At 68.0% G+C, this 20,292-nt stretch carries 18 protein-coding genes; 11 read left to right on the top strand and 7 right to left on the bottom strand.

The features are described from left to right. Window positions 1-74: 74 nt before the first annotated feature. On the bottom strand, window positions 75-2,441 hold the full coding sequence (locus ACVOMH_RS10435) for a S9 family peptidase (protein WP_481551914.1): 2,367 nt from the start codon (window positions 2,439-2,441) through the stop codon (window positions 75-77). 305 nt (window positions 2,442-2,746) lie between these two features. Here ACVOMH_RS10435 and ACVOMH_RS10430 point away from each other — a divergent pair, with 305 nt between their 5' ends. The 3 genes from ACVOMH_RS10430 to ACVOMH_RS10420 all read left to right on the top strand — a co-directional run bounded on the left by ACVOMH_RS10430 (window position 2,747) and on the right by ACVOMH_RS10420 (window position 6,620). Further along, on the top strand, window positions 2,747-4,141 hold the full coding sequence (locus ACVOMH_RS10430; protein ID WP_481551913.1) for a cytochrome ubiquinol oxidase subunit I: 1,395 nt from the start codon (window positions 2,747-2,749) through the stop codon (window positions 4,139-4,141). A gap of 1 nt (window position 4,142) precedes the next feature. Beyond that, window positions 4,143-5,156, top strand: a complete 1,014-nt coding sequence (gene cydB, locus ACVOMH_RS10425) for a cytochrome d ubiquinol oxidase subunit II (protein WP_054660308.1) — start codon at window positions 4,143-4,145, stop codon at window positions 5,154-5,156. A gap of 117 nt (window positions 5,157-5,273) precedes the next feature. Then, a complete protein-coding gene (locus ACVOMH_RS10420) occupies window positions 5,274-6,620 on the top strand; it encodes an AMP-binding protein (RefSeq protein WP_481551912.1) in 1,347 nt (448 codons plus the stop codon). Window positions 6,621-6,653: 33 nt separating this feature from the next. Here ACVOMH_RS10420 and ACVOMH_RS10415 read toward each other — a convergent pair whose 3' ends face one another. Continuing rightward, a complete protein-coding gene (locus ACVOMH_RS10415) occupies window positions 6,654-7,667 on the bottom strand; it encodes a chorismate transformation FkbO/Hyg5 family protein (protein ID WP_481522486.1) in 1,014 nt (337 codons plus the stop codon). A gap of 220 nt (window positions 7,668-7,887) precedes the next feature. Between ACVOMH_RS10415 and ACVOMH_RS10410 the strand changes: the two genes are divergently transcribed. The 8 genes from ACVOMH_RS10410 to fabG are packed head-to-tail and all read left to right on the top strand — an operon-like array spanning window position 7,888 to window position 14,313. After that, entirely contained in the window at window positions 7,888-8,157 is a 270-nt protein-coding gene (locus ACVOMH_RS10410) for a phosphopantetheine-binding protein (protein ID WP_054659917.1), read from the top strand. 10 nt (window positions 8,158-8,167) lie between these two features. Beyond that, the gene (locus ACVOMH_RS10405; protein WP_481551911.1) at window positions 8,168-8,887 is read left to right on the top strand and encodes a ketosynthase; all 720 of its coding nucleotides are present in this window, start codon (window positions 8,168-8,170) and stop codon (window positions 8,885-8,887) included. Between the two features lie 52 nt (window positions 8,888-8,939). Beyond that, window positions 8,940-9,239 (top strand): ApeI family dehydratase, encoded by a 300-nt coding sequence (locus tag ACVOMH_RS10400; protein ID WP_481522488.1) that lies wholly within the window; start codon window positions 8,940-8,942, stop codon window positions 9,237-9,239. Then, on the top strand, window positions 9,236-10,225 hold the full coding sequence (locus tag ACVOMH_RS10395) for an LpxL/LpxP family acyltransferase (protein ID WP_481551910.1): 990 nt from the start codon (window positions 9,236-9,238) through the stop codon (window positions 10,223-10,225). Before ACVOMH_RS10400 ends, ACVOMH_RS10395 begins: the two co-directional genes overlap by 4 nt. After that, window positions 10,128-10,790: a LolA-related protein gene (locus tag ACVOMH_RS10390; RefSeq protein WP_481551909.1), complete on the top strand. Its 663-nt coding sequence runs from the start codon at window positions 10,128-10,130 to the stop codon at window positions 10,788-10,790. Before ACVOMH_RS10395 ends, ACVOMH_RS10390 begins: the two co-directional genes overlap by 98 nt. Further along, entirely contained in the window at window positions 10,781-13,126 is a 2,346-nt protein-coding gene (locus ACVOMH_RS10385; protein ID WP_481552029.1) for an MMPL family transporter, read from the top strand. The genes ACVOMH_RS10390 and ACVOMH_RS10385 overlap by 10 nt, the downstream gene beginning before the upstream one ends. Beyond that, window positions 13,113-13,547 (top strand): hotdog family protein, encoded by a 435-nt coding sequence (locus ACVOMH_RS10380; protein ID WP_481551908.1) that lies wholly within the window; start codon window positions 13,113-13,115, stop codon window positions 13,545-13,547. Before ACVOMH_RS10385 ends, ACVOMH_RS10380 begins: the two co-directional genes overlap by 14 nt. A 34-nt stretch (window positions 13,548-13,581) precedes the next feature. Further along, the gene (gene fabG, locus ACVOMH_RS10375) at window positions 13,582-14,313 is read left to right on the top strand and encodes a 3-oxoacyl-ACP reductase FabG (RefSeq protein ID WP_481551907.1); all 732 of its coding nucleotides are present in this window, start codon (window positions 13,582-13,584) and stop codon (window positions 14,311-14,313) included. Between the two features lie 70 nt (window positions 14,314-14,383). On the opposite strand, the gene ACVOMH_RS10370 is transcribed toward fabG, so the two are convergent. The 5 genes from ACVOMH_RS10370 to ACVOMH_RS10350 are packed head-to-tail and all read right to left on the bottom strand — an operon-like array spanning window position 14,384 to window position 20,110. Further along, window positions 14,384-15,658: a cation:proton antiporter gene (locus ACVOMH_RS10370; protein ID WP_481551906.1), complete on the bottom strand. Its 1,275-nt coding sequence runs from the start codon at window positions 15,656-15,658 to the stop codon at window positions 14,384-14,386. Between the two features lie 22 nt (window positions 15,659-15,680). Continuing rightward, entirely contained in the window at window positions 15,681-17,297 is a 1,617-nt protein-coding gene (locus tag ACVOMH_RS10365) for an NAD(P)/FAD-dependent oxidoreductase (RefSeq protein WP_481551905.1), read from the bottom strand. After that, window positions 17,294-18,124, bottom strand: coding sequence for a glycosyltransferase family 2 protein (locus ACVOMH_RS10360; RefSeq protein ID WP_481551904.1), 831 nt, complete (start codon window positions 18,122-18,124; stop codon window positions 17,294-17,296). The genes ACVOMH_RS10365 and ACVOMH_RS10360 overlap by 4 nt, the downstream gene beginning before the upstream one ends. After that, the gene (locus tag ACVOMH_RS10355) at window positions 18,117-18,905 is read right to left on the bottom strand and encodes a beta-ketoacyl synthase chain length factor (protein ID WP_481551903.1); all 789 of its coding nucleotides are present in this window, start codon (window positions 18,903-18,905) and stop codon (window positions 18,117-18,119) included. Before ACVOMH_RS10355 ends, ACVOMH_RS10360 begins: the two co-directional genes overlap by 8 nt. A gap of 5 nt (window positions 18,906-18,910) precedes the next feature. Next, window positions 18,911-20,110, bottom strand: a complete 1,200-nt coding sequence (locus ACVOMH_RS10350; RefSeq protein WP_054660556.1) for a beta-ketoacyl-[acyl-carrier-protein] synthase family protein — start codon at window positions 20,108-20,110, stop codon at window positions 18,911-18,913. Window positions 20,111-20,292 lie beyond the last annotated feature (182 nt).

Raw genomic sequence — 20,292 nt, 5'->3', positions numbered from 1 at the left:
GGATTGGTGGCGGGCGCTGTTTCCAGGGCGCCGCCATCCTCGGTAAGAAGGGCGCCGTGCGGCGCCCTTGGTGCTTACTTCAGTTCCTGCTCGAACAGCTTGTAGATGCGCTTGTACTGGTCCAGCCAGGAGTCGGCGCGGGTGTAGCCGTGGCGTTCCAGCGGGTAGGGCGCGATCGACCAGGTGTCCTTGTGCAGCTCGATCAGCTTCTGGCTCATGTTGACCGAGTCCTGGAAGAACACGTTGTCATCCATCATGCCGTGCGCGATCAGCAGGTGGTCCTGCAGGCCTTCGGCATATTCAATCGGCGAGGAGATGCGGTAGGCCTCCGGGTCGATGTCCGGGGTGTTGAGGATGTTGCTGGTGTAGGCGTGGTTGTACTGGTGCCAGTCGCCGACCGGACGCAGCGCGGCGCCGGCCTTGAAGGTGCCCGGCGAACGGAACAGCGCCATGTAGGTCATGAAGCCGCCATAGGAGCCGCCGTAGATGCCGGCGCGGTCGCGGTCGCCCTGCTTGGTCTCGACCAGCCAGTCCAGGCCGTCCAGGTAGTCCTCCAGCTCCGGATGGCCCATGTTGCGGTAGATGGCTGTACGCCAGTTGCGGCCATAGCCCTCGCTGCCGCGGTAATCCATGTCCAGCACGATGTAGCCCTGCTGCACCAGCAGGTTATGGAACATCTGCTCGCGGAAGTAGTTGGAATAGCGCGCATGCACGTTCTGCAGGTAGCCGGCACCGTGCACGAACATGGCGATCGGGTACTGCCTGCCCGCTTCGAGCTTCTCCGGGCCGTAGTACTTGGCCCAGATATGGCCGGCGCCGTGCTTGGACGGCACCTGCACCATCTGCGGCTGTACCCATTCGCGGGCCTTGAAGGCGGCGCTGCGAGTGTCGGTGAGCGGGCGGGCTTCGCCGCCGCTGCTGGGCAGCACGGCGATCTGCGCCGGCAGGTAGGGTGCCGAATACCGCACCAGCAGCTGCCCGCCATCCGGCGACAGGCTGAAGTCTTCCACGCCATCGAGCGCGGTCACTTCGCGCACGGCACCGCCGTTGGCGTTGACGTTGCACACTTCGTAGTCGCCGGGCCATTTCTGGTTGCACAGGAAGTAGAAGCTGCTGCCGTCGGCGCTGAGTACCGGTGCCGAGGCTTCCCAGTTGCCCGACGTGATCGCCCTGGGCTTGCCACTGCCACTTTGCGTGTACAGGTGCGAGTAGCCCGATTCCTCCGACAGCAGCCACAGCGTGCGGCCATCGGGCATCCAGCCGTAATCGTTGAAGCCCCAGTTGATCCAGCCGGCGTCTGTCAGGCGATGGCGGCTTTCCAGTTTGGCGCGGGTGGCACTGGTGGTGGCGATCCAGCGGTCCTTGTTGTCGTTGGCGCGCAGCATGATTGCCGCCTGGCTGCCATCGGCATTCCAGCGGATACCGCCGCCCATGAACTCGCTCATCACTTCCAGCGGCCGGTTGCCCTTGAGCGGGTCCTTGCCGGCCTTCTTGCGCAGCGCGGCCAGCGGGTCGGTGGCGATGCCGGGCAGATCATCCAGCGACAGCGCCTGGACCTTGCCGGTGGCGGCGTCGGCCAGCCAGAACGCGTGCGGCTCGGGATTGTTGCGACCCACGCGGGTGCGGGTGTCTTCGGCTTCCTCGTAGCCGGACTCGGTCACGTACAGCGGCATCTTGCCGCCGCGGCCTTCCTCATAGCCCTTGGGCTTGGTCACCACGATCAGGTGGCGCGCATCGGGCGAGAGCACACTGTCGACGATCTCGACCTCGGCGCCGAGGAAGATCGGCGCCGGCGCGCGGGTCGGATCGGCCTGGCGCCAGCGCTCGCCCTGCTCGCGCAGTTCCTCGCGCTGGGCGCGGTCGCTGCGCAGCGTGGACAGGGTGCGCAGCTGCTGGTCGCGCAGCACATCGGCTTTGGGCGCGTCGGCCGGATTCTTCTCGGCCTTGAGCTGGGCCACCTGGCCGGTCACCCCGCTGCGCGGGTTCCAGTGGAACCAGTTGTTGCCCACTTTCCAGATCACACCGCCATCGCTGGCGAAATTGACACCACTGGCGCGTTCGTTGCTGCGGGTGATCTGGCTCAGGGTGCCGTTGCGCAGATCGCGCACGAACACATCGCCATTGCGCACGAACGCCATGCGCTGGCGGCTGCCGTCATAGATGCGGTTGGCCGCATCCAGCGTGCCGCGCTGGTCGTCCGCCACCTGCTGGGCGACGCCGCCGGCCAGCGGCAGGCGGAAGCTGTCGCGTACCGCGCTGCCCGGGCGCTTGAGCGTGTACTCCACCTGCTGCCCGTTCCATGACCACCACGCCGATTCCACCGGCGGGCCGATCCAGTCCGGGTCGGCCATGGCCTGTTCGATGGTGATCGGCGTGGTCGCGGCGTGGGCGTTGCCGAAAGCGGCCAACAACAGCAGGGACAGCGGCAGGAGTCTGGGCATTGCGGATACCGGGAAAGAAAACCGCACAAGCCTAGCAGTCCGGCCTGCGCCCGGGCTGGGCCACAGGTCATGGGCGCGGCAACCGGCGCGCCGGGGGCCGAAATCGGCAAGCCGCGCGGACAGCCGACCGGGCCGGCGGATGACCGGTCATCCACCGGACCTCCGCTGCCCGCGTGCGGTCGTGGCGGCCGGACGGGCCGCCGTGCCGCTGCGGCAGTTTGACGCACTGCGACAACCGGTCACATCCGTTCTTAACCAATACCGGACCAGAATTGCCCCAATTACACGTCGTGTGGAGAAGCGCTGTGGACGCGCTGCTGTTATCCAGGGTCCAGTTCGGGTTCGTTGTCAGTTTCCATGTGCTGTTCCCGGCCTTCACCATTGGCACGGCCAGCTGGCTGGCCTTCGTCGAATGGCGCTGGCTGCGCACCCGCAATCCGGTCTGGCGCGAGCTGTTCTTCTTCTGGCAGAAGATCTTCGCCGTGTCCTTTGGCATGGGCGTGGTCAGCGGCATCGTCATGGCCTTCCAGTTCGGCACCAACTGGCCACGCCTGAGCGAAGTGGCCGGTACCGTGATCGGGCCATTGCTCACCTACGAAGTGCTCACCGCGTTCTTCCTGGAGGCCAGTTTCCTGGGGGTGATGCTGTTCGGCTGGGACCGGGTCTCACCGCGGCTGCATTTTTTCTCCACCTGCATGGTGGCGCTGGGCACGCTGTTTTCCACGTTCTGGATCCTGTCCTCCAACAGCTGGCTGCACACCCCGGCCGGCTACACGATCATCGACGGCATCGTCCATCCGCAGGACTGGTGGCAGGTGGTGTTCAATCCGTCCTTCCCGTACCGGCTGGCGCACATGGCGCTGGGCTCGTTCATCACCACCTGTTTCGTCATCGGCGGCGTCGGTGCCTGGTACCTGCGCCGCGGTGTGCACCTGGAAGCCGGCCGCAAGATGCTGGTGGCCGCCGTCGCCTTCGCCGCGCTCACGGTGCCGGTGCAGATCTTCGTCGGCGACATGCACGGCCTGAACACGCTCAAGCACCAGCCGATGAAGATCGCCGCGATGGAAGCGCACTGGCATGACACCCCGCCCGGTGAGGGTGTGCCGCTGGTGGTGTTCGCCGTGCCCAACGAAAAAGAAGAACGCAACGATTACGAGATCGCCATTCCCAAGCTCGGCAGCGTGATCCTCACCCACAGCCTGGACGGCACCTTTGCGCCGCTGAGCTCGGTGCCGGCCAGCGAGCGGCCGCCAGTGGTGCCGGTGTTCTACGCGTTCCGCATCATGGTCGGGATCGGCACGCTGATGCTGCTGGTGGCCTGGATCTCGGCCTTCCAGCTGTGGCGTGGACGCCTGCTGCAGTCCACATGGCTGCTGCGCGGCTGGCACTGGATGCTGCCCAGCGGTTTCATCGCGCTGGTGGCCGGCTGGTTCGTCACCGAAATGGGCCGGCAACCGTGGGTGGTGTATGGCGTGCTGCGCACGGCCGATGCGGTCGGGCCGCACAGCGCGTGGATGACCGCGCTGTCGCTGGCGGTCTACGTCATCGGTTATCTGTTCGTGTTCGGCTGGGGCACCTGGTACCTGGTCAAGATCCTGCGTTCCGGCCCGGCGCCGCATGAACAGCCGCCGCGCGATGACGGCACGCATACACCGGCGCGGCCGCTGTCCGGCGCCGATGAACCGCTGGAGGGGCGCTGAGATGGACATGGCAACCGTGTTGACGGTGGCGTGGTTCGCGGTGATCGGTTTTGGCGTGCTGATGTACGTGGTGCTGGACGGCTTCGTGCTCGGCATCGGCATCCTGGCGCCGTTCGCCGAGGACGAGTCGCAGCTGGATGTGATGATGAACACCGCCGCGCCGATCTGGGACGGCAACGAAACCTGGCTGGTGCTCGGCGGCGCCGGGTTGATGACCGCCTTTCCCAAGGCCTATGCGGCGCTGCTGTCGGCGCTGTATCTGCCGGTGCTGCTGCTGGTGATGGCGCTGGTGTTCCGTGGCGTGGCGTTCGAGTTCCGCTTCAAGGCGCAGCGTTCGCGTCGGCTGTGGAGCGTGTCCTTCGCACTGGGCTCGCTGCTGGCCGCCTTCGCGCAGGGCGTGATTCTGGGCGCGCTGGTGGAAGGTTTGAAGATGCAGGACGGGCGCTATGTCGGCGGTGCGTTCGGCTGGTTCAGCCCGTTTTCGATGCTGACCGGGGTGGCGGTGGTCACCGGCTATGCGTTGCTGGGCAGCACCTGGTTGATCCTCAAGACCGGTGGCCGGGAGCAGGCGCTGGCGCGTTCGCTGACGCGGCCATTGATGGTCGCGGTGCTCGTGTTCATGGGCCTGGTCAGCACCTGGCTGCCGTTCCTGCAGTCGCGGGTGATGGAACGCTGGTTCAGCGACGGCAACTTCTGGTGGCTGTCACCGGTGCCGCTGCTGACGCTGGCGGTGGCGGTGGCGCTGTGGCGCAGCGCGATGCACCCGCGCCGCGACCTGCCGCCGTTCCTGCTGACCCTGGCGCTGTTCGTGCTGGGCTTCCTCGGCCTGGTGCTGGGCATGTGGCCGTACCTGCTGCCGCCGACGATGACGCTGTGGCAGGCCGCTGCGCCGGCCACGTCGCTGGGTTTCAGCATGGTCGGACTGGCGCTGCTGCTGCCGGTGATCCTGGGCTATACGGTGTGGTCCTACCGCGTGTTCCGCGGCAAGGTCACCGCCGAGATGGGCTACCACTGACCCGGCACGGCGCGTGCGGCTTGCCAGCCGGGCAAGCCGCCGCCAAGCTAGCCGCCGGTTGTCCGCGCCCCGGTGCGGCCGGTCGTCCATTCGCCCAGCCGAGGTCGTGGTTGTCGTATGCCCGTTGCCCCCGAAGCAGCTTCCTCCCGCGCCGTCCATCCACTTGCCACCGGCCCCAGCGACCGGCCATTGGCGGTGCTCGGCAGCGGCCCGGTGACGCTGGCAACTTTCCTGGCGCAGGTGCGCGGGGTCGCGGCGCAACTGCCGGCGGGCCGGCATGTGGTCAATCTGTGTGAAGACCGCTACCGCTTCCTGGTGGCGTTCTGTGCGATCGCACTGCGCGGCCAAGTGAATCTGCTGCCGTCCTCGCGCGCCCCGGCGGTGGTGGCCGATGTGCGGCAACGCTATGCGCAGACCTATTGCGTGGGCGATGCCGCGCCGGAGCGGCTGCCGCCCGACTGCCATGTGCTGCCGGCCGAGCTGCCGCAGCTGGCCGGACCGGTGCCGCAGCTGGCCGAGCAGCAGCTGGTGGCGATCGGCTTCACTTCCGGCAGCACCGGTGTACCCGGTGCCAATCCCAAGACCTGGGGCTCGTTCCTGACCAGTACCGCGCAGAACCTGCAGGCGCTGCAGGACCTGTGGGGGCCGGCGCAGCCCTCGCTGGTGGCCACGGTGCCGCCGCAGCACATGTACGGCATGGAGATGTCGGTGCTGCTGCCGCTGCTGGCACCGGCCACGCTGCAGGCCGGGCGCCCGTTCTTTCCGCAGGATGTGGCGCAGGCGCTGGCCACGGTACCGGCGCCGCGGCTGCTGGTCACCACACCGGTGCACCTGAAGGCGCTGGTCGAATCGGGCGTGGCGCTGCCGCCGCTGGCCGGGATCGTCACCGCCACCGCACCGCTGCCGCAGGAACTGGCCGCCGCCGCCGAGCAGCGTTTCCACACCGAGGTGCGCGAGGTGTTCGGCTCCACCGAGACCTGCATCTTCGCCCGCCGCCGTACCGCCCGCGAGACCGCCTGGCAACTGCTGCCGGGGGTCTGGCTGGAACCGCAGCCCGATGGCACCCGCATCCATGCCCCGCACCTGGCCACGCCGGTGTTGCTGGCCGATCTGGTGGAGCTGCTGCCCGGCGACCGCTTCGTGCTGCGCGGGCGACGGGCCGATCTGCTGGAGATCGCCGGCAAGCGCGCCTCGCTGGGCGACCTGACCCGCAAACTGCAGGCGCTCGAGGGGGTCGAGGATGCGGTGGTGCTGCAGCTGGCGCCGGAACCGGGACATACGGTGGGTCGCATCGCCGCGCTGGTGGTGGCCCCGCAGCGCGAGGTGGCCGAGCTGCTGCAGGAGCTGCGTACGCTGATGGATCCGGTGTTCCTGCCGCGGCCGTTGCGCAAGGTCGAGGCGCTGCCGCGCAACGAGACCGGCAAGCTGCCGCGCGATGCGCTGCTGGCGCTGCTGGGCCACTGAGCCCCGCAGCGCCGGGCCTTTTGCGCCGCCGGCTCAGCCGCCGTGGACGCCGTCGATCTCCACGCGCAGGTCGCGGCGGCACACCGTTGCATGCAGCAGCAACCGCGGCACCTGCGCCTCCAGATGCTGTGACAGCTGTTGTTGCACCTGCGCCAGCTCGTCACCGTCGCGCACATAGACCTTGAGCCGGCTTCCGGCGCCGAACTGTGGCGGCAGCGCGGGGACATGCTGGCGCGCCGCGTCGATCAACGCGGTGAAGTTGGCGAATGTTTCCTGCAGCTGGAGGGCGGTGCAGTCGGCGTGCAGGGTCTGGTGTCCGACCACGCTGGCGGTCCCGGACAGCAGCAAGGGCAGCGCACTGCCGGGCGCGGCCAGCATGGCGCGGGCGAAACTGGGGGGCTGCGGCCCGTACTGGCGCGGATAGCGGTAGGCGCTGACCTGACGCGGGTTCTCCAGTGGAATGCCCGGTTCGCGGGCGGCCAGCCAGTAGACCTGCAGTACCCGTACGCCATCCACCCGGCCGATCGCGGTCGCCGCCGGCAGGGTGGTCGGATCAACCGTGCCGAGGCCGCGGGCGCGGCCGATGCAGAATTGTCGATAACGCTCCTGGTCACCATCGCCTTCGGTGATGGCATCGAAGTAATTCCAGATCCGCAGCAGATGCGGGTAACCGTGCTGCGGCAGCGCGGCAAGCATCTGCGCGTAGGCCTGCTGCGAGGCTTCCAGGATGCCGCCGGCGGTAGCCTCATCGATCTGCATGGCGCCAAACAGCAGCGCGCCATCGCTGGCCCAGGCCAGGCCGTTCGCGTCGCGTCCGCTGCGCACCGGCGCGCGGCTGCGCCACACTTCCAGCTGCGGTTCACCATGGGCCTGCAGGCCTACCTGCAGATAACGCGGATCGTCACTGGCCGGCGCGTCGCGGCCGGCATGAAAGGCGAAGATGGCCAGCACCTGCGGATCGGCCAGCAACAGCGGCAGCTGCGCGGCCGGCACATAGTCGACGGTCAATGCGGCCAACGCGGACGTCACCGCCGCATGGGCGCTCATGGTGCGCTACCGGAACACGCACATGCGGTGACCGGCGTGGTGTTGCGGGCAAGGCCGGACGGGGTAGGCGGCAACGGGGGTGGTGCTGGAAACATCATGCGCTGGACATTCGGTGTAACCGGGATGGCACATGATAGCGCGCGTGTTTTTTCCACCGCGGTTGCGCTATCGACGGTGATGCCGGATCGTTACGCCTCCATAATCGTCGCTGGACCTGTACATGTCGCCACAAACCCCGTCCGAGGCCGCATTGGCTGAATTGCTGGTGGAAAGCCTGAACCTGGAGGACGTCACTCCGTCGCAGATCGATCCGGAGGCGCCGCTGTTCAATGACGGCTTGGGCCTGGATTCGATTGATGCGTTGGAGCTTGCGCTGGCCATCAGCAAGCGCTACGGCTTCCAGCTGCGCTCGGACAATGAGGACAACCGGCGTATTTTCACGTCGCTGCGCTCGCTTTCGGCTCATATCGACGCCAACAAGCCCGCCTGAGGTGGAGCGCGTGGCTGTTGCGCCTCCTTCCGGCCACGGTGCGGCCGCTGCGCTGATCCGCATGCTGCTGCTGCTGGCCTACCCGCTGCTGTCGCACGTGGCCAGCCTCCGTAGCGACGGGATCTGGGCGGCGGCGGCGATGTTCAGTCTGGTACTGCTGCTGTTGTTGGCGCCGCTGGCACAGCGCCGCGGTTGGGCCCTGCCGCTACTGCTGCTGTGCACGCTGGCGCTGGTGTGGTTGGCCGGCTCGCCGCTGGCGTGGATGCTGTTGCTGGCCCCGCCGGTGGTGTTCCCGCTGCTGGTGGCGTGGGGGTTCGCCCGCACGCTGGGCGCAGGCCAGGTGCCGTTGATCGGGCGCATCATGCGCGCGTTGTATCAGCGTGCCGGCATGCCGGTGACCGCCGCGCTGGAGCGCTATACCCGCCACCTGACCGGGGCCTGGGTGGCGGTGCTGGTGCTGCTGGCGGCCTTGAACCTTGCCTTGGCGGCCAGCGCCGTACCGGGGGGGCTGCTGGTCATGTTGGGCCTGCGGCCGTGGTGGCCGGTCACCCATGAGCAGTGGTCATGGTGCGCCAATATCGCCAACTGGGGCCTGATCGGAGGGTTCTTCGTACTCGAATACGCGCTGCGTACGCGCCTGTTCCCGGACCGTCCAGATCGCAACGCCTTGCAGTTCGCGCGGCAGATGGCGCAGCTGGGTCCCGCGTTCTGGCGCGACCTGTTGCGCTGAGCGGTACCGGCGCCGGTTATCCTTTGCGGCCGTCCTTGTTCCGGTGGATGCCATGCAATTCACTATTCCCGCCGACCATCCCTGCCTGCCCGGCCACTTCCCGGGGCGGCCGCTGGTGCCGGGCGTGGTGGTGCTGGAGCAGGTGTTGCTGGCCATCAGCGGCCAGTGCGGCGTGCCGGTCACCGCCGTGCGCCTGCCGCAGGTGAAGTTCATGGCGCCGCTGCTGCCGGATCAGGTCGCGACGATAGAACTGGAAGGCGCCGCGCCGCGCTGGCGCTTCAAGGTGCTGCGCGAGGCGCAGCTGCTGGTGCGCGGTGAGCTGGTGATGGCAACGCCGGATGCCTTGGCATGAGCGAGGTCGACTGGAAGCGCCGTCCTGAAGGCGGCGGCCGCGGTGCGATCCGGCTGATTGCCGCCATCGCCCGCTATGGCGGGCGCGGTGTCTCGCGGCTCTGCCTGTATCCGATCACCCTGTATTTCCTGCTGATGCGCGGCGCCGAACGCAACGCCTCGCGCGCGTTCCTGTCGCGGGTGCATGGGCGCTCCGCCTCGTTGGCCGAAGTCGCCCGGCATATCCATACGTTCGCGGCCACCATCCTGGACCGGGTGTTCATGCTCGGTGGGCGCATGCGTTTGTTCGATATCCACAATGTCGGTCTGGAGCAGCTGCACGCGGCGATGGACCAGGGCCGTGGGGTACTGGTGTTCGGCTCGCACCTGGGCAGTTTCGACGCGCTGCGCGCGCTGGGCCGGCAACGCCCGGACATCCAGCTGCGGGTGCTGCTGGACAAGGCGCACAACCCGGCGATCACCGAGGTGCTGGCCGAACTGGATCCGGTGCTGGCGGCCGGAATCATCGATGCCGGCCAGGACGGCCCCTCCATCGTGATGGCGATCAAGCAGGCGCTCGAGGAAGGGGCGCTGGTGGCGATGCTGGTGGATCGCGCGCGGCCGGGCGAGCCGTCGGTCGCCGCGCCGCTGCTGGGCACGCCTGCGCCATTTCCCACCGCGCCGTGGCTGATTGCCGCCGTGCTGAAGGTGCCGGTGGTACTGGCATTTGGTCTGTACCGCGGGGGCAACCGTTACGATCTGGTGTTCGAGGCGTTTGACGACGTCGTCGAGATCCCGCGCCGCGAGCGTGCCGGTGCGTTGGCACAGCTGGTCCAGCGCTACGCCGCACGGCTGGAGTCGCGGCTGCGCAGTGCCCCTTACAACTGGTTCAATTTCTATGATTTCTGGCATGCCGATGACCACGCGTTCCCTGCCCCGGTGGACCCGGCGCGCACTCCTGCTGCTGATCTCCAGCACGGCCCTGACAGCCTCGGCGAGCGCCCTTGAGGCCCGCTGGATCCTCCAGCAACTGGCCCAGCCGGCGCCCAGCCAGACCGGCTTTGTCGAGTTGCGCGGTTCGGCGCTGCTGAAGGAGCCGTTGCGGGTGGAAGGCCAGTACCGGCGCCCCGACAACGCCACGCTGGTGCGCGAGGTGAGCGCGCCTTACGCCGAAACCACCACCATTGCCGAGGGCAAGGTCAGCATTGCCCGTGCCGGCAAGCCGCCGCGGGTATTCGCGCTGCCGCGGGTGCCGGAACTGGCCGACCTGCAGACCAGCTTCGGCGCGCTGCTGTCGGGCGACCAGGCGGCGCTGGAGCAGGCCTACCGGCTTGAGCCGCAAGGCACCCCGCAGCGATGGCAGCTGCGACTGGCGCCGCGCGGCGAGGCGCTGGCCCGGCGGGTGGCCAGCATCACCTTGCACGGCCGCGGCAACGAGCTGCGCTGCATTGAAACGCGCCCGGCCAAGGGCGATGTGCAGCGGACCCTGCTCGGTGGTGCCGCGGTGGCCGCCGCCGCGGTACGCGATGCCGACGCCCTGACGGCGTTGTGCCACGACGGTGGATCGCGTTGAGCCTGTCATCGAAGCAGCGCATCGGTCTGGCGATCGCTTGGCTGTTGCTGCTTGCCGTGGCCAGCGCTTGGATCAGCGCGCGCGTCCAGCTCAGCGGCGACCTGCGCAAATTCATGCCCGATGCGCAGACCCCGGCGCAGAAGCTGCTGCTGGACGAACTGGGCGAAGGTCCCGGCACCCGCCTGCTGCTGGTCGCGCTGTCCGGCGCGGCGCCGCTCGAACTGGCCTCGCAGTCACAGGCGCTGCGCGCGCAACTGGCACAGGATCCGCAGTTCGAACTGGTCACCAACGGCGAACAGGCCGGTCTGGAGGCCATTGCGCCGCAGCTGCTGCCGTACCGCTATCTGCTGGGCGAGTTGCCGGACGATGCGTTCTCCACTGCGACGTTGCGCGAGGAACTGCAGGCACGGCTGCAGGATCTGGGCTCGCCGGCCGGTGCGCTGATCGAGCCGCTGCTGGCCTCCGACCCGACCCTGCAGATCCTGCGGGTGGCCGAATCACTGCAGCCGGCCAACGCGCCCCAGCGGCTGGAAGAGGTGTGGTTCGACCGCACCGGTACCCAGGCGTTGCTGCTGGTGCAGACCCATGCCGCCGGGTTTGATCCCAGCGGTCAGCAAGCGGCGGTGGATGCGGTCGAGCGCGTCTTCGCGCAGGTTTCAGGCGACAGTGGCAGCCGGCTGGAACTGAGCGGGCCGGGTGCGTTCTCGGTCAAGATCGGCAATCGCACCGCCAGCGAAGCGGGCACCATCGGCACGCTGGATACGCTGGGCATGATCCTGCTGCTGTGGCTGGCCTACCGCAGCTGGAAGATGCCGATTCTGGGCTTCCTGCCGCTGGCCAGTGCCGGTCTGGCAGGGCTCGGCGCGGTGGCGCTGGGCTTTGACGGGGTGCACGGCATCACCATCGCTTTCGGCTTCACCCTGATCGGGGTGGTGCAGGATTATCCGATCCACTTCTTCAGCCACCAGCGTCCGGGCCGGTCACCGTGGGACAACGTGCGCGCGCTGTGGCCGACCCTGGGCACCGGGGTGATCGCCACCTGCATTGCCTACCTCACCTTCCTGTTCTCGGGCGTGGACGGCCTCAAGCAGCTGTCGGTGTTCACCATCACCGCGTTGCTGACCGCGGCGCTGGCCACGCGCTACCTGCTGCCGGCACTGGTCGATCCGCCGACCCGCGACTTCGCCGATTCGGCCCTGCTGGCGCGCATCTGGCGACAGGTGCAGCGGCTGCCGCGGCCGCGCTGGTCGCTGGCGGCGCTGGCGCTGACGGCCGTGATCGCGCTGCTGTGGGCGCCGGGGGCGTTCTGGCAGAACGATCTGGGGCGGCTGACCCCGGTCGATCCGCAGGATCTGCAGCGCGATGCCGAGTTGCGCAAAGAGCTGGGCGCGCCGGACGTGCGCTATGTGCTGACCCTGCGTGGCGAAAATGCACAGGCAGTGCTGGCGGCTTCGGAACAGCTGCGTCCTTCCCTGGAGCAACTGGTGGGCGAAGGTGCGCTGGACAGCTATGACATGGCGGCGCGCTACCTGCCCAGCGCCGCGACCCAGCGCAGGCGCCAGGCGCAATTGCCCGACACCGCCACCGTGCAACATGCGCTGGATACCGCGGTCGCCGAGACCCCGTTCCGCGCCGATGCCTTCGCGCCGTTTGTACGGGATCTGCAGCAGGCCCGCAGCGCGCCGCCGTTGCAGCCCGCCGATCTGGAGGGCACGCCCTTGGCGACCGCGGTGGGGGGCTTGCTGCTGCAGGGGCCGGATCATGCCACTGCGCTGGTCTCGCTGGGCGGGCTGCACGACGTGGCCGCCGTGGCCAGCGCCGCGCGTGCGCACGGCGCCGAGCTGCTCGACATGAAGCATGCCTCCGAAACGTTGGTGGCCGCCTACCGCGGCCGCGTGCTGCTGGCGCTGGCGGTGGCGATGGTGCTGCTGACCGGTACCGTCTGGCTGGCGTTGCGCTCGCCGCGGCGGGTATGGCGGGTGTTGTTGCCGATGGCGCTGAGCACGCTGCTGGTGCTGGCGCTGCTGCGCGGCTGCGGTGTTGAACTGAATCTGTTCCACCTGATCGGCTTGATCCTGGCCGCCGGGCTGGGATTGGATTACGGGCTGTTCTTCGAGCATGCCGGCGACAACCACGCCGACCAGTTGCGCACCCTGCATGGTCTGCTGGTCTGCAGCCTGATGACGTTGCTGGTGTTCAGTCTGCTGGCGTGGTCCTCGATTCCGGTGTTGCGCGCCATTGGCAGCACGGTCGCTCTGGGAGTGGTGTGCAACTTCGTGCTGGCGCTGCTGGTATCGCGTCATCCGTCGCGGGAGAGTGCCGATGGTCACGCGTGAGCAGATCCTGTCGATGATTCCGCACCAGGGCGGCATGTGCCTGTGGGACCGCGTGCTGCACTGGGATGCCGGCAGCGTGCAGCTGCAGGCCGGCAACCATCGTGACCCGGAGCATCCGCTGCGCCACAACGGGCAGCTGGGCGCCATCCATCTGTGCGAATACGGCGCGCAGGCGATGGCGGTGCATGGCGGGCTGCGCGCCCGCGATCACGGCGGCCGGGCGGCGCCGGGCGTGCTGGTGGCGCTGCGTGATGTACAGCTGCATGTGTCGCGTATCGACCAGTTGCCCGGCCTGATCCAGGCGCATGCACAGGTGCTGGTGGAAGCCGAGGCCAGCCAGCAGTACGGCTTCCGCATCCTGCATGAAGGCCAGTTGCTGGCCGAAGGCCGCGCGGCGGTGATGCTGCAGCCGCTGGCATGATTTCCTTCTTTTTCGACCGATCACGGATCCGACCATGACCTCTACTCCCCGACGCGCCCTGGTGACCGGAGGCAGCGGTGACCTCGGTGGCGCCATCAGCCGCCAGCTGGCCGCCGACGGCCACCATGTGATCGTGCATGCCAATGCCAACCTCGTCCGCGCTCAAACCGTGGTGCAGGAGATTCTCGCCAGCGGCGGCAGTGCCCAGGCGGTGGCCTTTGATGTCGCCGATGGCGAAGCCACCGCGCAGGCGCTGGAGGCGCTGCTGGCTGATGGCCCGGTGCAGATCATCGTCAACAACGCCGGCATCCACGACGACGCGCCGATGGCCGGGATGGACGCGGCCAAGTGGACCCGGGTGATCGAGGTGTCACTGCACGGCTTCTTCCATGTCACCCAGCCGCTGCTGCTGCCGATGGCGCGCACCCGCTGGGGCCGCATCGTCAGTGTGTCTTCGGTGGCCGCGGTGCTGGGCAATCGCGGCCAGACCAACTACGCCGCGGCCAAGGCCGGCCTGCATGGTGCCTCCCGATCACTGGCGCGCGAGATGGCCAGCCGCGGCATCAGCGTCAACGTGGTCGCCCCCGGGGTGATCGAAGGGCAGATGGCCGCCGACGCCTTTCCCGCCGAGCTGATCAAACAGACGGTGCCGGCCGCGCGCGCCGGTACGCCGCAGGAAGTGGCCGCGCTGGTCGCCTTCCTGTGCAGCGATGCGGCCGGTTACATCAACGGCCAGGTGATCGGGATCAACGGCGGCATGGGCTGAGTGGCGTTGCGGTAATGGAGGCGGACGGCGTGGATTGTCTCCGGCTCCGGCAGTGCCCGGCCGGTACGCCTCACCGGGGCGGGCTGGTTTCCGTGATGCGGCCAGGCCCTTGCGTGCCCGACGCCGGTTGCCGCCTTCCGGCAAACAGGGTCAGCAGCGGCCCGGTCATCAGTGTGGTCACGATCGCCATCACCAGCAGCAGCGTGAACAGCTCCTGGCCAATCAGGCCGGCATCGAGCCCGACCTTGATCACGATCAGCTCCATCAGCGCCCGCGCGTTCATCAGCGAGCCCACCGCAAACGAATCCCGCCAGGGGTAGCCGCCGATGCGGGCCCCGGCCGCGCCGCCCAGCACTTTGCCCAGCACCGCCGCGGCCAGGATCAGCGCCAGCGCACCGAGCCCGGCCCCGACAAAGGCGTCGGCACTGGTGTCCAGCCCGGCCAGTGCGAAGAACACCGGCATCAGCACGATCACCGCCACGTGTTCAAGCCGCTCGATCAGGCTCTTGAGCAGCCGGTCGTCGCGCGGCAGGCAGGCGCCGAACAGGAACGCGCCGAACACCGGATGCAGGTGCAGCCATTGGGTGGTGGCGGCGCAGGCGAACACGCCGATCAACAGCGCCGCCATCATCATCCCGGATGGCACGCCGTCGGCCGCGTAGCGTCGCAGCAGCCCGCCGAACAGCGGACGCAGGCCGCCGAACACCAGCGCGCACAGCAGTACCAGGCCCAGGGTGGTCTTGAGAAAGCCCGTGTAGCCCTCGCCCGAACCGATCAGCGCCACCACCAGCGCCAGCATCATCCAGGCGAACACATCGGCGATGGCGGCCGCCGACAGCGACAACCGTCCGATGCGGGTATGGGTCATGCCGCGTTCCTTGAGAATGCGCGCCATGATCGGGAAGGCGGTGATCGACATTGCTGCGGACATGAACAGTGCGAACGGCCAGAAGCCGACGCCGGCCGGGGCCAGCGTCGGATGCAGCCACGGCGCGATGCCGATGCCCATCGCCATCGGCAGCAGGACGCTGAGGATGCCGACCCAGCCGGCGCTGCGCAGCTGCGCACGCACACCGTCGGGCGCGCGCAATTCGGCACCGACGATGAACATGAAAAGCACCAGTCCCAATGTCGACAGCGCCGACAGCGCGGGCAGCGAGGCCGGGGCGAACAGGGTGGCGTGGAAGCCTGGAAACGCGGCGCCCAGCACGATCGGACCCAGCACGATGCCGGCGGCCATCTCGCCGATCACCGGCGGCTGGCCCAGATAACGCAGCAGCAGACCGCACAGGCGAGAGACCGCCAGGATCACCAGCAGCTGCAGCAACAACGGGGTATGTGACATTGGCTTTCTCGCGGAGGCCGGTTCAGCCGTACCAGTGGGGGGCCAGTGACGGCGCGGTGGCCGGCGTTGCCGCGACCAGGGTTTCCAGGCCATGGCCGTCGATCTGCGGGTGACGCAGGCGCGCCTGTTCCAGCACCTCGCCGGCCAGCTGGCGCATGCGCTGCACATTGCCGTGCAGCTGCTGCACCAGCACCTCGTCAGCGACTTCGGTCTGTTCGTGCAGTGACTGGTTCATTGCATAGAACCAGTCGATGCCGTGCTGGTCGAGCAGGCGGCCATCCGGCGGCTGCGGGCCGGCGTTGTGCTGGCCCCACGCGCGCAGCAGCGCCTGCATTCCCAGGTTCAGCTCGCGTGCCTGCTGGAACAGGTCCCGTATCCGCCCCAGCAGCCCGATGTCGGTGAGCTTGTCGGCAAAATACAGCGGGGCCAGCAATGCCCAGTAGTAGGTGTAATCCCAGATAACCTTGACCGGCATGACCTGGGCATCGCCAAACAGCGGGTACTGGTCCTGATACAGGGTCAGGGTGTTCTCGTAAAAAGAGAAGTACACCTGCTGGTAGATCTCCGCATACGGCGCCCACGTCTGCTGCTTGCGGTCGCGTTCGATCAGGTCGCAGATATAGCCGTTGCTGATGGCGATGAAGTCGCTGCCGGGCGAATAGAACGGATCCAGGAACAGCCCGGCCTCGCCGGTCAGCGCCCAGCGGTCGGCCGAGAACACCTGCTTGCAGCCATAGGAGAATTTGCGCAGGAACAGGAAATCCTGCAGCGTGTGCTGTGGCTGCTGCAAGGTGGCGGCCATCTGCGGCTGGTGTTGCTGCAGCCAGGCCATGGCTTTCTCATGGGTGTTCATCCGCTCCAGCGGATGCATCGCGGCATCGCAGACAATGCCCAGCGAATGTGCGCCGGAGGACAGCGGAATCAGCCAGAACCAGTAGCCCGGGCCACACAGGTGATTGGTCGAACGCCAGCGGTCCGGCGGTGTGCAGCGCTGTTGCCACTGCGGATCATCACTCCACTGGTTGGGATCGATGTGGCCATCGACCCGCCACCACACCGCATTGGCTTCATGTGCGTTGGCCTGCGCCAGATCCAGCTTGCGCTTGAGCAGCCCGGCGCGGCCGCTGGCATCGACCAGCCAGCGCGCGTGCAGTGTCGTGGTCTGCTGCTGGCGTTCGTAGCGGACCTGGTGGGAATCCGCGCCCTCACCCAGCTCGATGCCGCGTACCACCGCCTCATCCAGGAACCGCACCCCGAGCGCGACAGCCTGTTCGCCGAGGAAGTTCTCGAAGCGGCCACGATCAAGCTGCCACGAGGGCGTTGGCAGCAAGCGGCTGACGCCCAGTTCGGTGCAGGCGGCCATATCGTGCTGGCCTTCGGAGAAGAAGAAGCGGAACCCGAACTTGCGGATATGCCGGTTTTCCAGGTGGTCCTTGAAACCGAGCACGTTGGCGAAATAATGCGCGCCGATTTCCACCGTCGATTCGCCGACCTTGAAGGCCGCTTCCCGCACCGGATGGGCGCGGCGTTCGATGACCGTCACCGCCAGTGACGGATCGCGTTGTTTGAGCTGGATGGCGAGGCTGAGGCCGGCCAGGCCGCCACCCATGATCAGGACATCAGTGACGGCAGAATTCATACGTGCTCCCGGTGGGGGCTGGACACGGCGACAGGAGGGCCGAACTCGCCGCTGGGGTCGTCAATCAGCGGCGGATTGGCCTGGATGGCGCGGTACACCGCGCGGATGTGGCCGTAACGCAAGGCCTGCAGCACGATGTGGCTGGTGATGCGGTACAGGTCGCTGAGCGGGCGGAAGTGGCTGCGGCGGAACTGTTCGCTGCTGTTCGCGCTCTGGTAGCGCGACTCGATCGGTACCGACACGCAACGCGTGCCCAGCTGGCGTGCGGCTGAAATCACCACCTGTGCCTCAAACACGAAGCCTTCGCCGGGAATGTCCTGCAGCGCGAGTACCTGCTCGGGATAGAAACGCTGCCCGCTCTGGCTGTCGGCGACCTGGTAGCCGGTGCCCCAGGCGATGCCCCAGTCGCCGAACTCATTGGCCAGCCGCCGGTGGATGGGTTGCAGCGCCCGCTTGCGCAGGCGCGCGCCGATGATGATGCAGCCGGGATGGCGGTTGGCGCTGTCGAGCAGGCGCGGCAGGTCGCTGGCGGCATGCTGGCCGTCACCGTCCATGGTCAGCACCCCGCGCAGGCCGCGGGCGCGCGCCTCGGCAAACCCGCTGCGCAGCGCATGGCCCTTGCCCATGCGCCGGCTGTGTCGCAGCAGGATCACCGGCAGGTCGGCGATGCATCCGGCGGTGTCGTCGTCGGAGCCGTCGTCGACCACGATCACATGGCGATGGTGCGCCAGCGCGCCCGACACCACTTCGCGGATCCGCAGCGATTCGTTCAACGCCGGGATCAGGACGGCGACCTCGTCGGCGGTGAGAGGAGTCCTATCAGTCATAAGCGATCCCTATGCTCAACCACTGCCCGTTACCGGCCGCCAGCTGCACCTGGGTCCGTTCCAGCGCCAGCGCTTCAAAAAACGGCAGCATCGGCTGCATCGCATTGCCGCGCATCCAGCGTGACAATGGCCCGTCGGCATCTGGCGCCGATGCGTTGGCTGCGTCGCTCAGGGCGACCTGCAGCCTCGGCTGCCCGGGAGCGGGTGTCCGGGACAGCACCAGCGCCCCGCCGAGCAGGCCGCGACTGGGCGAGACCTGGCCCAACGGACCGGTGGACTGGCTGTCGTAGCCCACCAGCAGCACAGCCTCGCTACCGCTGGCCAGTTGCGCCAGCGCTTCCAGCAGGCCCTGCGCGAAGCTGGCCTCGTGGGCGCTCAGCGCGGTGGCCGGCGGCAATGCGCCGGCACCGATGGTCCAGTAACCGGCCGCCGCATTGTGCACCGAGTTGTGGAAGCGGGTCGGTGACAGTGCGCGCGGGTCCTGGGTCAGCGCCGCGCACATGTAATCGGTGATGGCCAGGTCGCCGTGGGTGGAGGTGAAAACCGACGGCAGACTGGCCGGATCGCGGCTGGCGCGGGTGCAGGCCGCCAGTGCCACGTCCAGTGCCACGGCCACCGTTTCCGGCGCCCGCCGGCGTTCATTGGCGGCCAGCAGCTGCGCCGACGGCCGCGCGGGTGCGCCTTCCGGGATCGCTCCTGTGCGCACGTGATCACACGCCGCTTGCCACGAGGGCAGGCCGGTGCACCAGAAACCCACACCTTCCAGGGTTGCTTCAAACATCGCCATCAGTCCGCCCTGCCGAACACGAGCGAGCAGTTGTTGCCGCCAAAACCGAATGAATTGTTCATCGCGTAACGGATGGATCGCTGTGCATTTTCAAAATGGATCTGCTCACCGCAGGCGTCATCGCGCACCTCGCTGTTGAGGGTGCCCGGCAGCAGGCCGTCCGACAGGGCCAGCAGTGCGATGGCTGATTCCACAATGCCTGCCGCGCCCAGCGTATGTCCGGTCCAGCCCTTGGTTGAACCGGCATGCAGTGTCGGCGGGAACAGCGCATCCACCGCGCGTGCTTCGATACTGTCATTGGCCGGGGTCGAGGTGCCATGCAGGTTGAGGTAGCCCACCTCGCTGGCGTCGATACCGGCGCGGTGCAGGGCATCGGCCATGGCCAGCCGCGCGCCCAGCCCTTGCGGATGTGGCGCGGACATATGGTGGGCGTCGCTGGACTCGCCATAGCCGCACAGGCGCAGCGCAGCGCCGTCATTGGGATCGAGACGTTCCAGCAGTGCAAAGCCACCGGCCTCGCCCAGCGACAGGCCGCTGCGGCGTGCATCGAAGGGTTGGCACGGGGTGGGCGAGACCAGCTGCAGTGCGTTGAAGCCGAACAGCACGCTGCCGCACAAGGTATCCACGCCACCCACCAGCGCGGCATCGACAATGCCGGCGGAAATCCAGCGGGCGGCCTGGGCAAACACCTTGGCGCTGGAAGAGCAGGCCGTGGCCACGGTGACGCAGGGGCCCCGCAGGCCGGTGGCCTGCTGCACGAACTCGCCGAGCGAATGGGGTGAATGGATACGCGCCCGTTGCAGATCGGCCGGAAACTGAGGGACGCCCTCGGCATCGGGCTCGAGCCGCGTGTAGGCCTCTTCGGTGGCGCCAATGCTTGAGGTCGAGGTGCCGATCACGATTGCGATGCGGTGCGCGCCATGGCGGGCAATGGCCGCGGCCAGTTGCTGCGGCAGACCGTCCTGCTGCAGCGCCAGCCAGGCCAGGCGGTTGTTGCGGCAATCGTAGGCGGAAAGCGCCTCGGGAACCGCGGCGCTTTCCAGTCCGTCGACGCGGCCGATCCAGCATTCCAGCGGATCGGGGCCGAAGTCGTTGCGGCGCAAACCACTGCGCCGATCGCGCAGAGCGTGCCGCTGCGCGGCCAGTCCGGCACCCAGTGCAGTGGTGGCGGTAAAGGCGCGAATGGAGACAGGCGTCATGCGGGGCGGCGATGCTGCGGTCACGCGGTATTCCAGGAGCGGTCGATGGCGCGAGTATATAGGCGGGGCTGTGGGCGGAAATGGAAGGTGACGCTGTCACCTTCCGGCGCAGCGTGGGATTTTGATGAACAACCGCAATGCGCACGGCTGAAACCGTGGCACGCGCACAGGGCGCGCCTTTC

Source organism: Stenotrophomonas sp. STEN013, assembly GCF_056760355.1.
Note: the sequence above shows the minus strand (reverse complement) of the source record. Positions and strands in the feature narration are given on the sequence as shown.

Excerpts from the sequence above, each read along its gene's own strand:
- ACVOMH_RS10435 (WP_481551914.1), bottom strand. The coding sequence starts at position 2,441 with ATGCCCAGACTCCTGCCGCTGTCCCTGCTGTTGTTGGCCGCTTTCGGC.
- ACVOMH_RS10390 (WP_481551909.1), top strand. The coding sequence starts at position 10,128 with ATGCCGATGACCACGCGTTCCCTGCCCCGGTGGACCCGGCGCGCACTC.
- ACVOMH_RS10365 (WP_481551905.1), bottom strand. The coding sequence starts at position 17,297 with ATGAATTCTGCCGTCACTGATGTCCTGATCATGGGTGGCGGCCTGGCC.
- ACVOMH_RS10380 (WP_481551908.1), top strand. The coding sequence starts at position 13,113 with ATGGTCACGCGTGAGCAGATCCTGTCGATGATTCCGCACCAGGGCGGC.
- ACVOMH_RS10415 (WP_481522486.1), bottom strand. The coding sequence starts at position 7,667 with ATGAGCGCCCATGCGGCGGTGACGTCCGCGTTGGCCGCATTGACCGTC.
- cydB (WP_054660308.1), top strand. The coding sequence starts at position 4,143 with ATGGACATGGCAACCGTGTTGACGGTGGCGTGGTTCGCGGTGATCGGT.
- ACVOMH_RS10355 (WP_481551903.1), bottom strand. The coding sequence starts at position 18,905 with ATGTTTGAAGCAACCCTGGAAGGTGTGGGTTTCTGGTGCACCGGCCTG.
- ACVOMH_RS10350 (WP_054660556.1), bottom strand. The coding sequence starts at position 20,110 with ATGACGCCTGTCTCCATTCGCGCCTTTACCGCCACCACTGCACTGGGT.
- ACVOMH_RS10395 (WP_481551910.1), top strand. The coding sequence starts at position 9,236 with ATGAGCGAGGTCGACTGGAAGCGCCGTCCTGAAGGCGGCGGCCGCGGT.
- ACVOMH_RS10420 (WP_481551912.1), top strand. The coding sequence starts at position 5,274 with ATGCCCGTTGCCCCCGAAGCAGCTTCCTCCCGCGCCGTCCATCCACTT.
- ACVOMH_RS10410 (WP_054659917.1), top strand. The coding sequence starts at position 7,888 with ATGTCGCCACAAACCCCGTCCGAGGCCGCATTGGCTGAATTGCTGGTG.
- fabG (WP_481551907.1), top strand. The coding sequence starts at position 13,582 with ATGACCTCTACTCCCCGACGCGCCCTGGTGACCGGAGGCAGCGGTGAC.
- ACVOMH_RS10400 (WP_481522488.1), top strand. The coding sequence starts at position 8,940 with ATGCAATTCACTATTCCCGCCGACCATCCCTGCCTGCCCGGCCACTTC.
- ACVOMH_RS10370 (WP_481551906.1), bottom strand. The coding sequence starts at position 15,658 with ATGTCACATACCCCGTTGTTGCTGCAGCTGCTGGTGATCCTGGCGGTC.
- ACVOMH_RS10360 (WP_481551904.1), bottom strand. The coding sequence starts at position 18,124 with ATGACTGATAGGACTCCTCTCACCGCCGACGAGGTCGCCGTCCTGATC.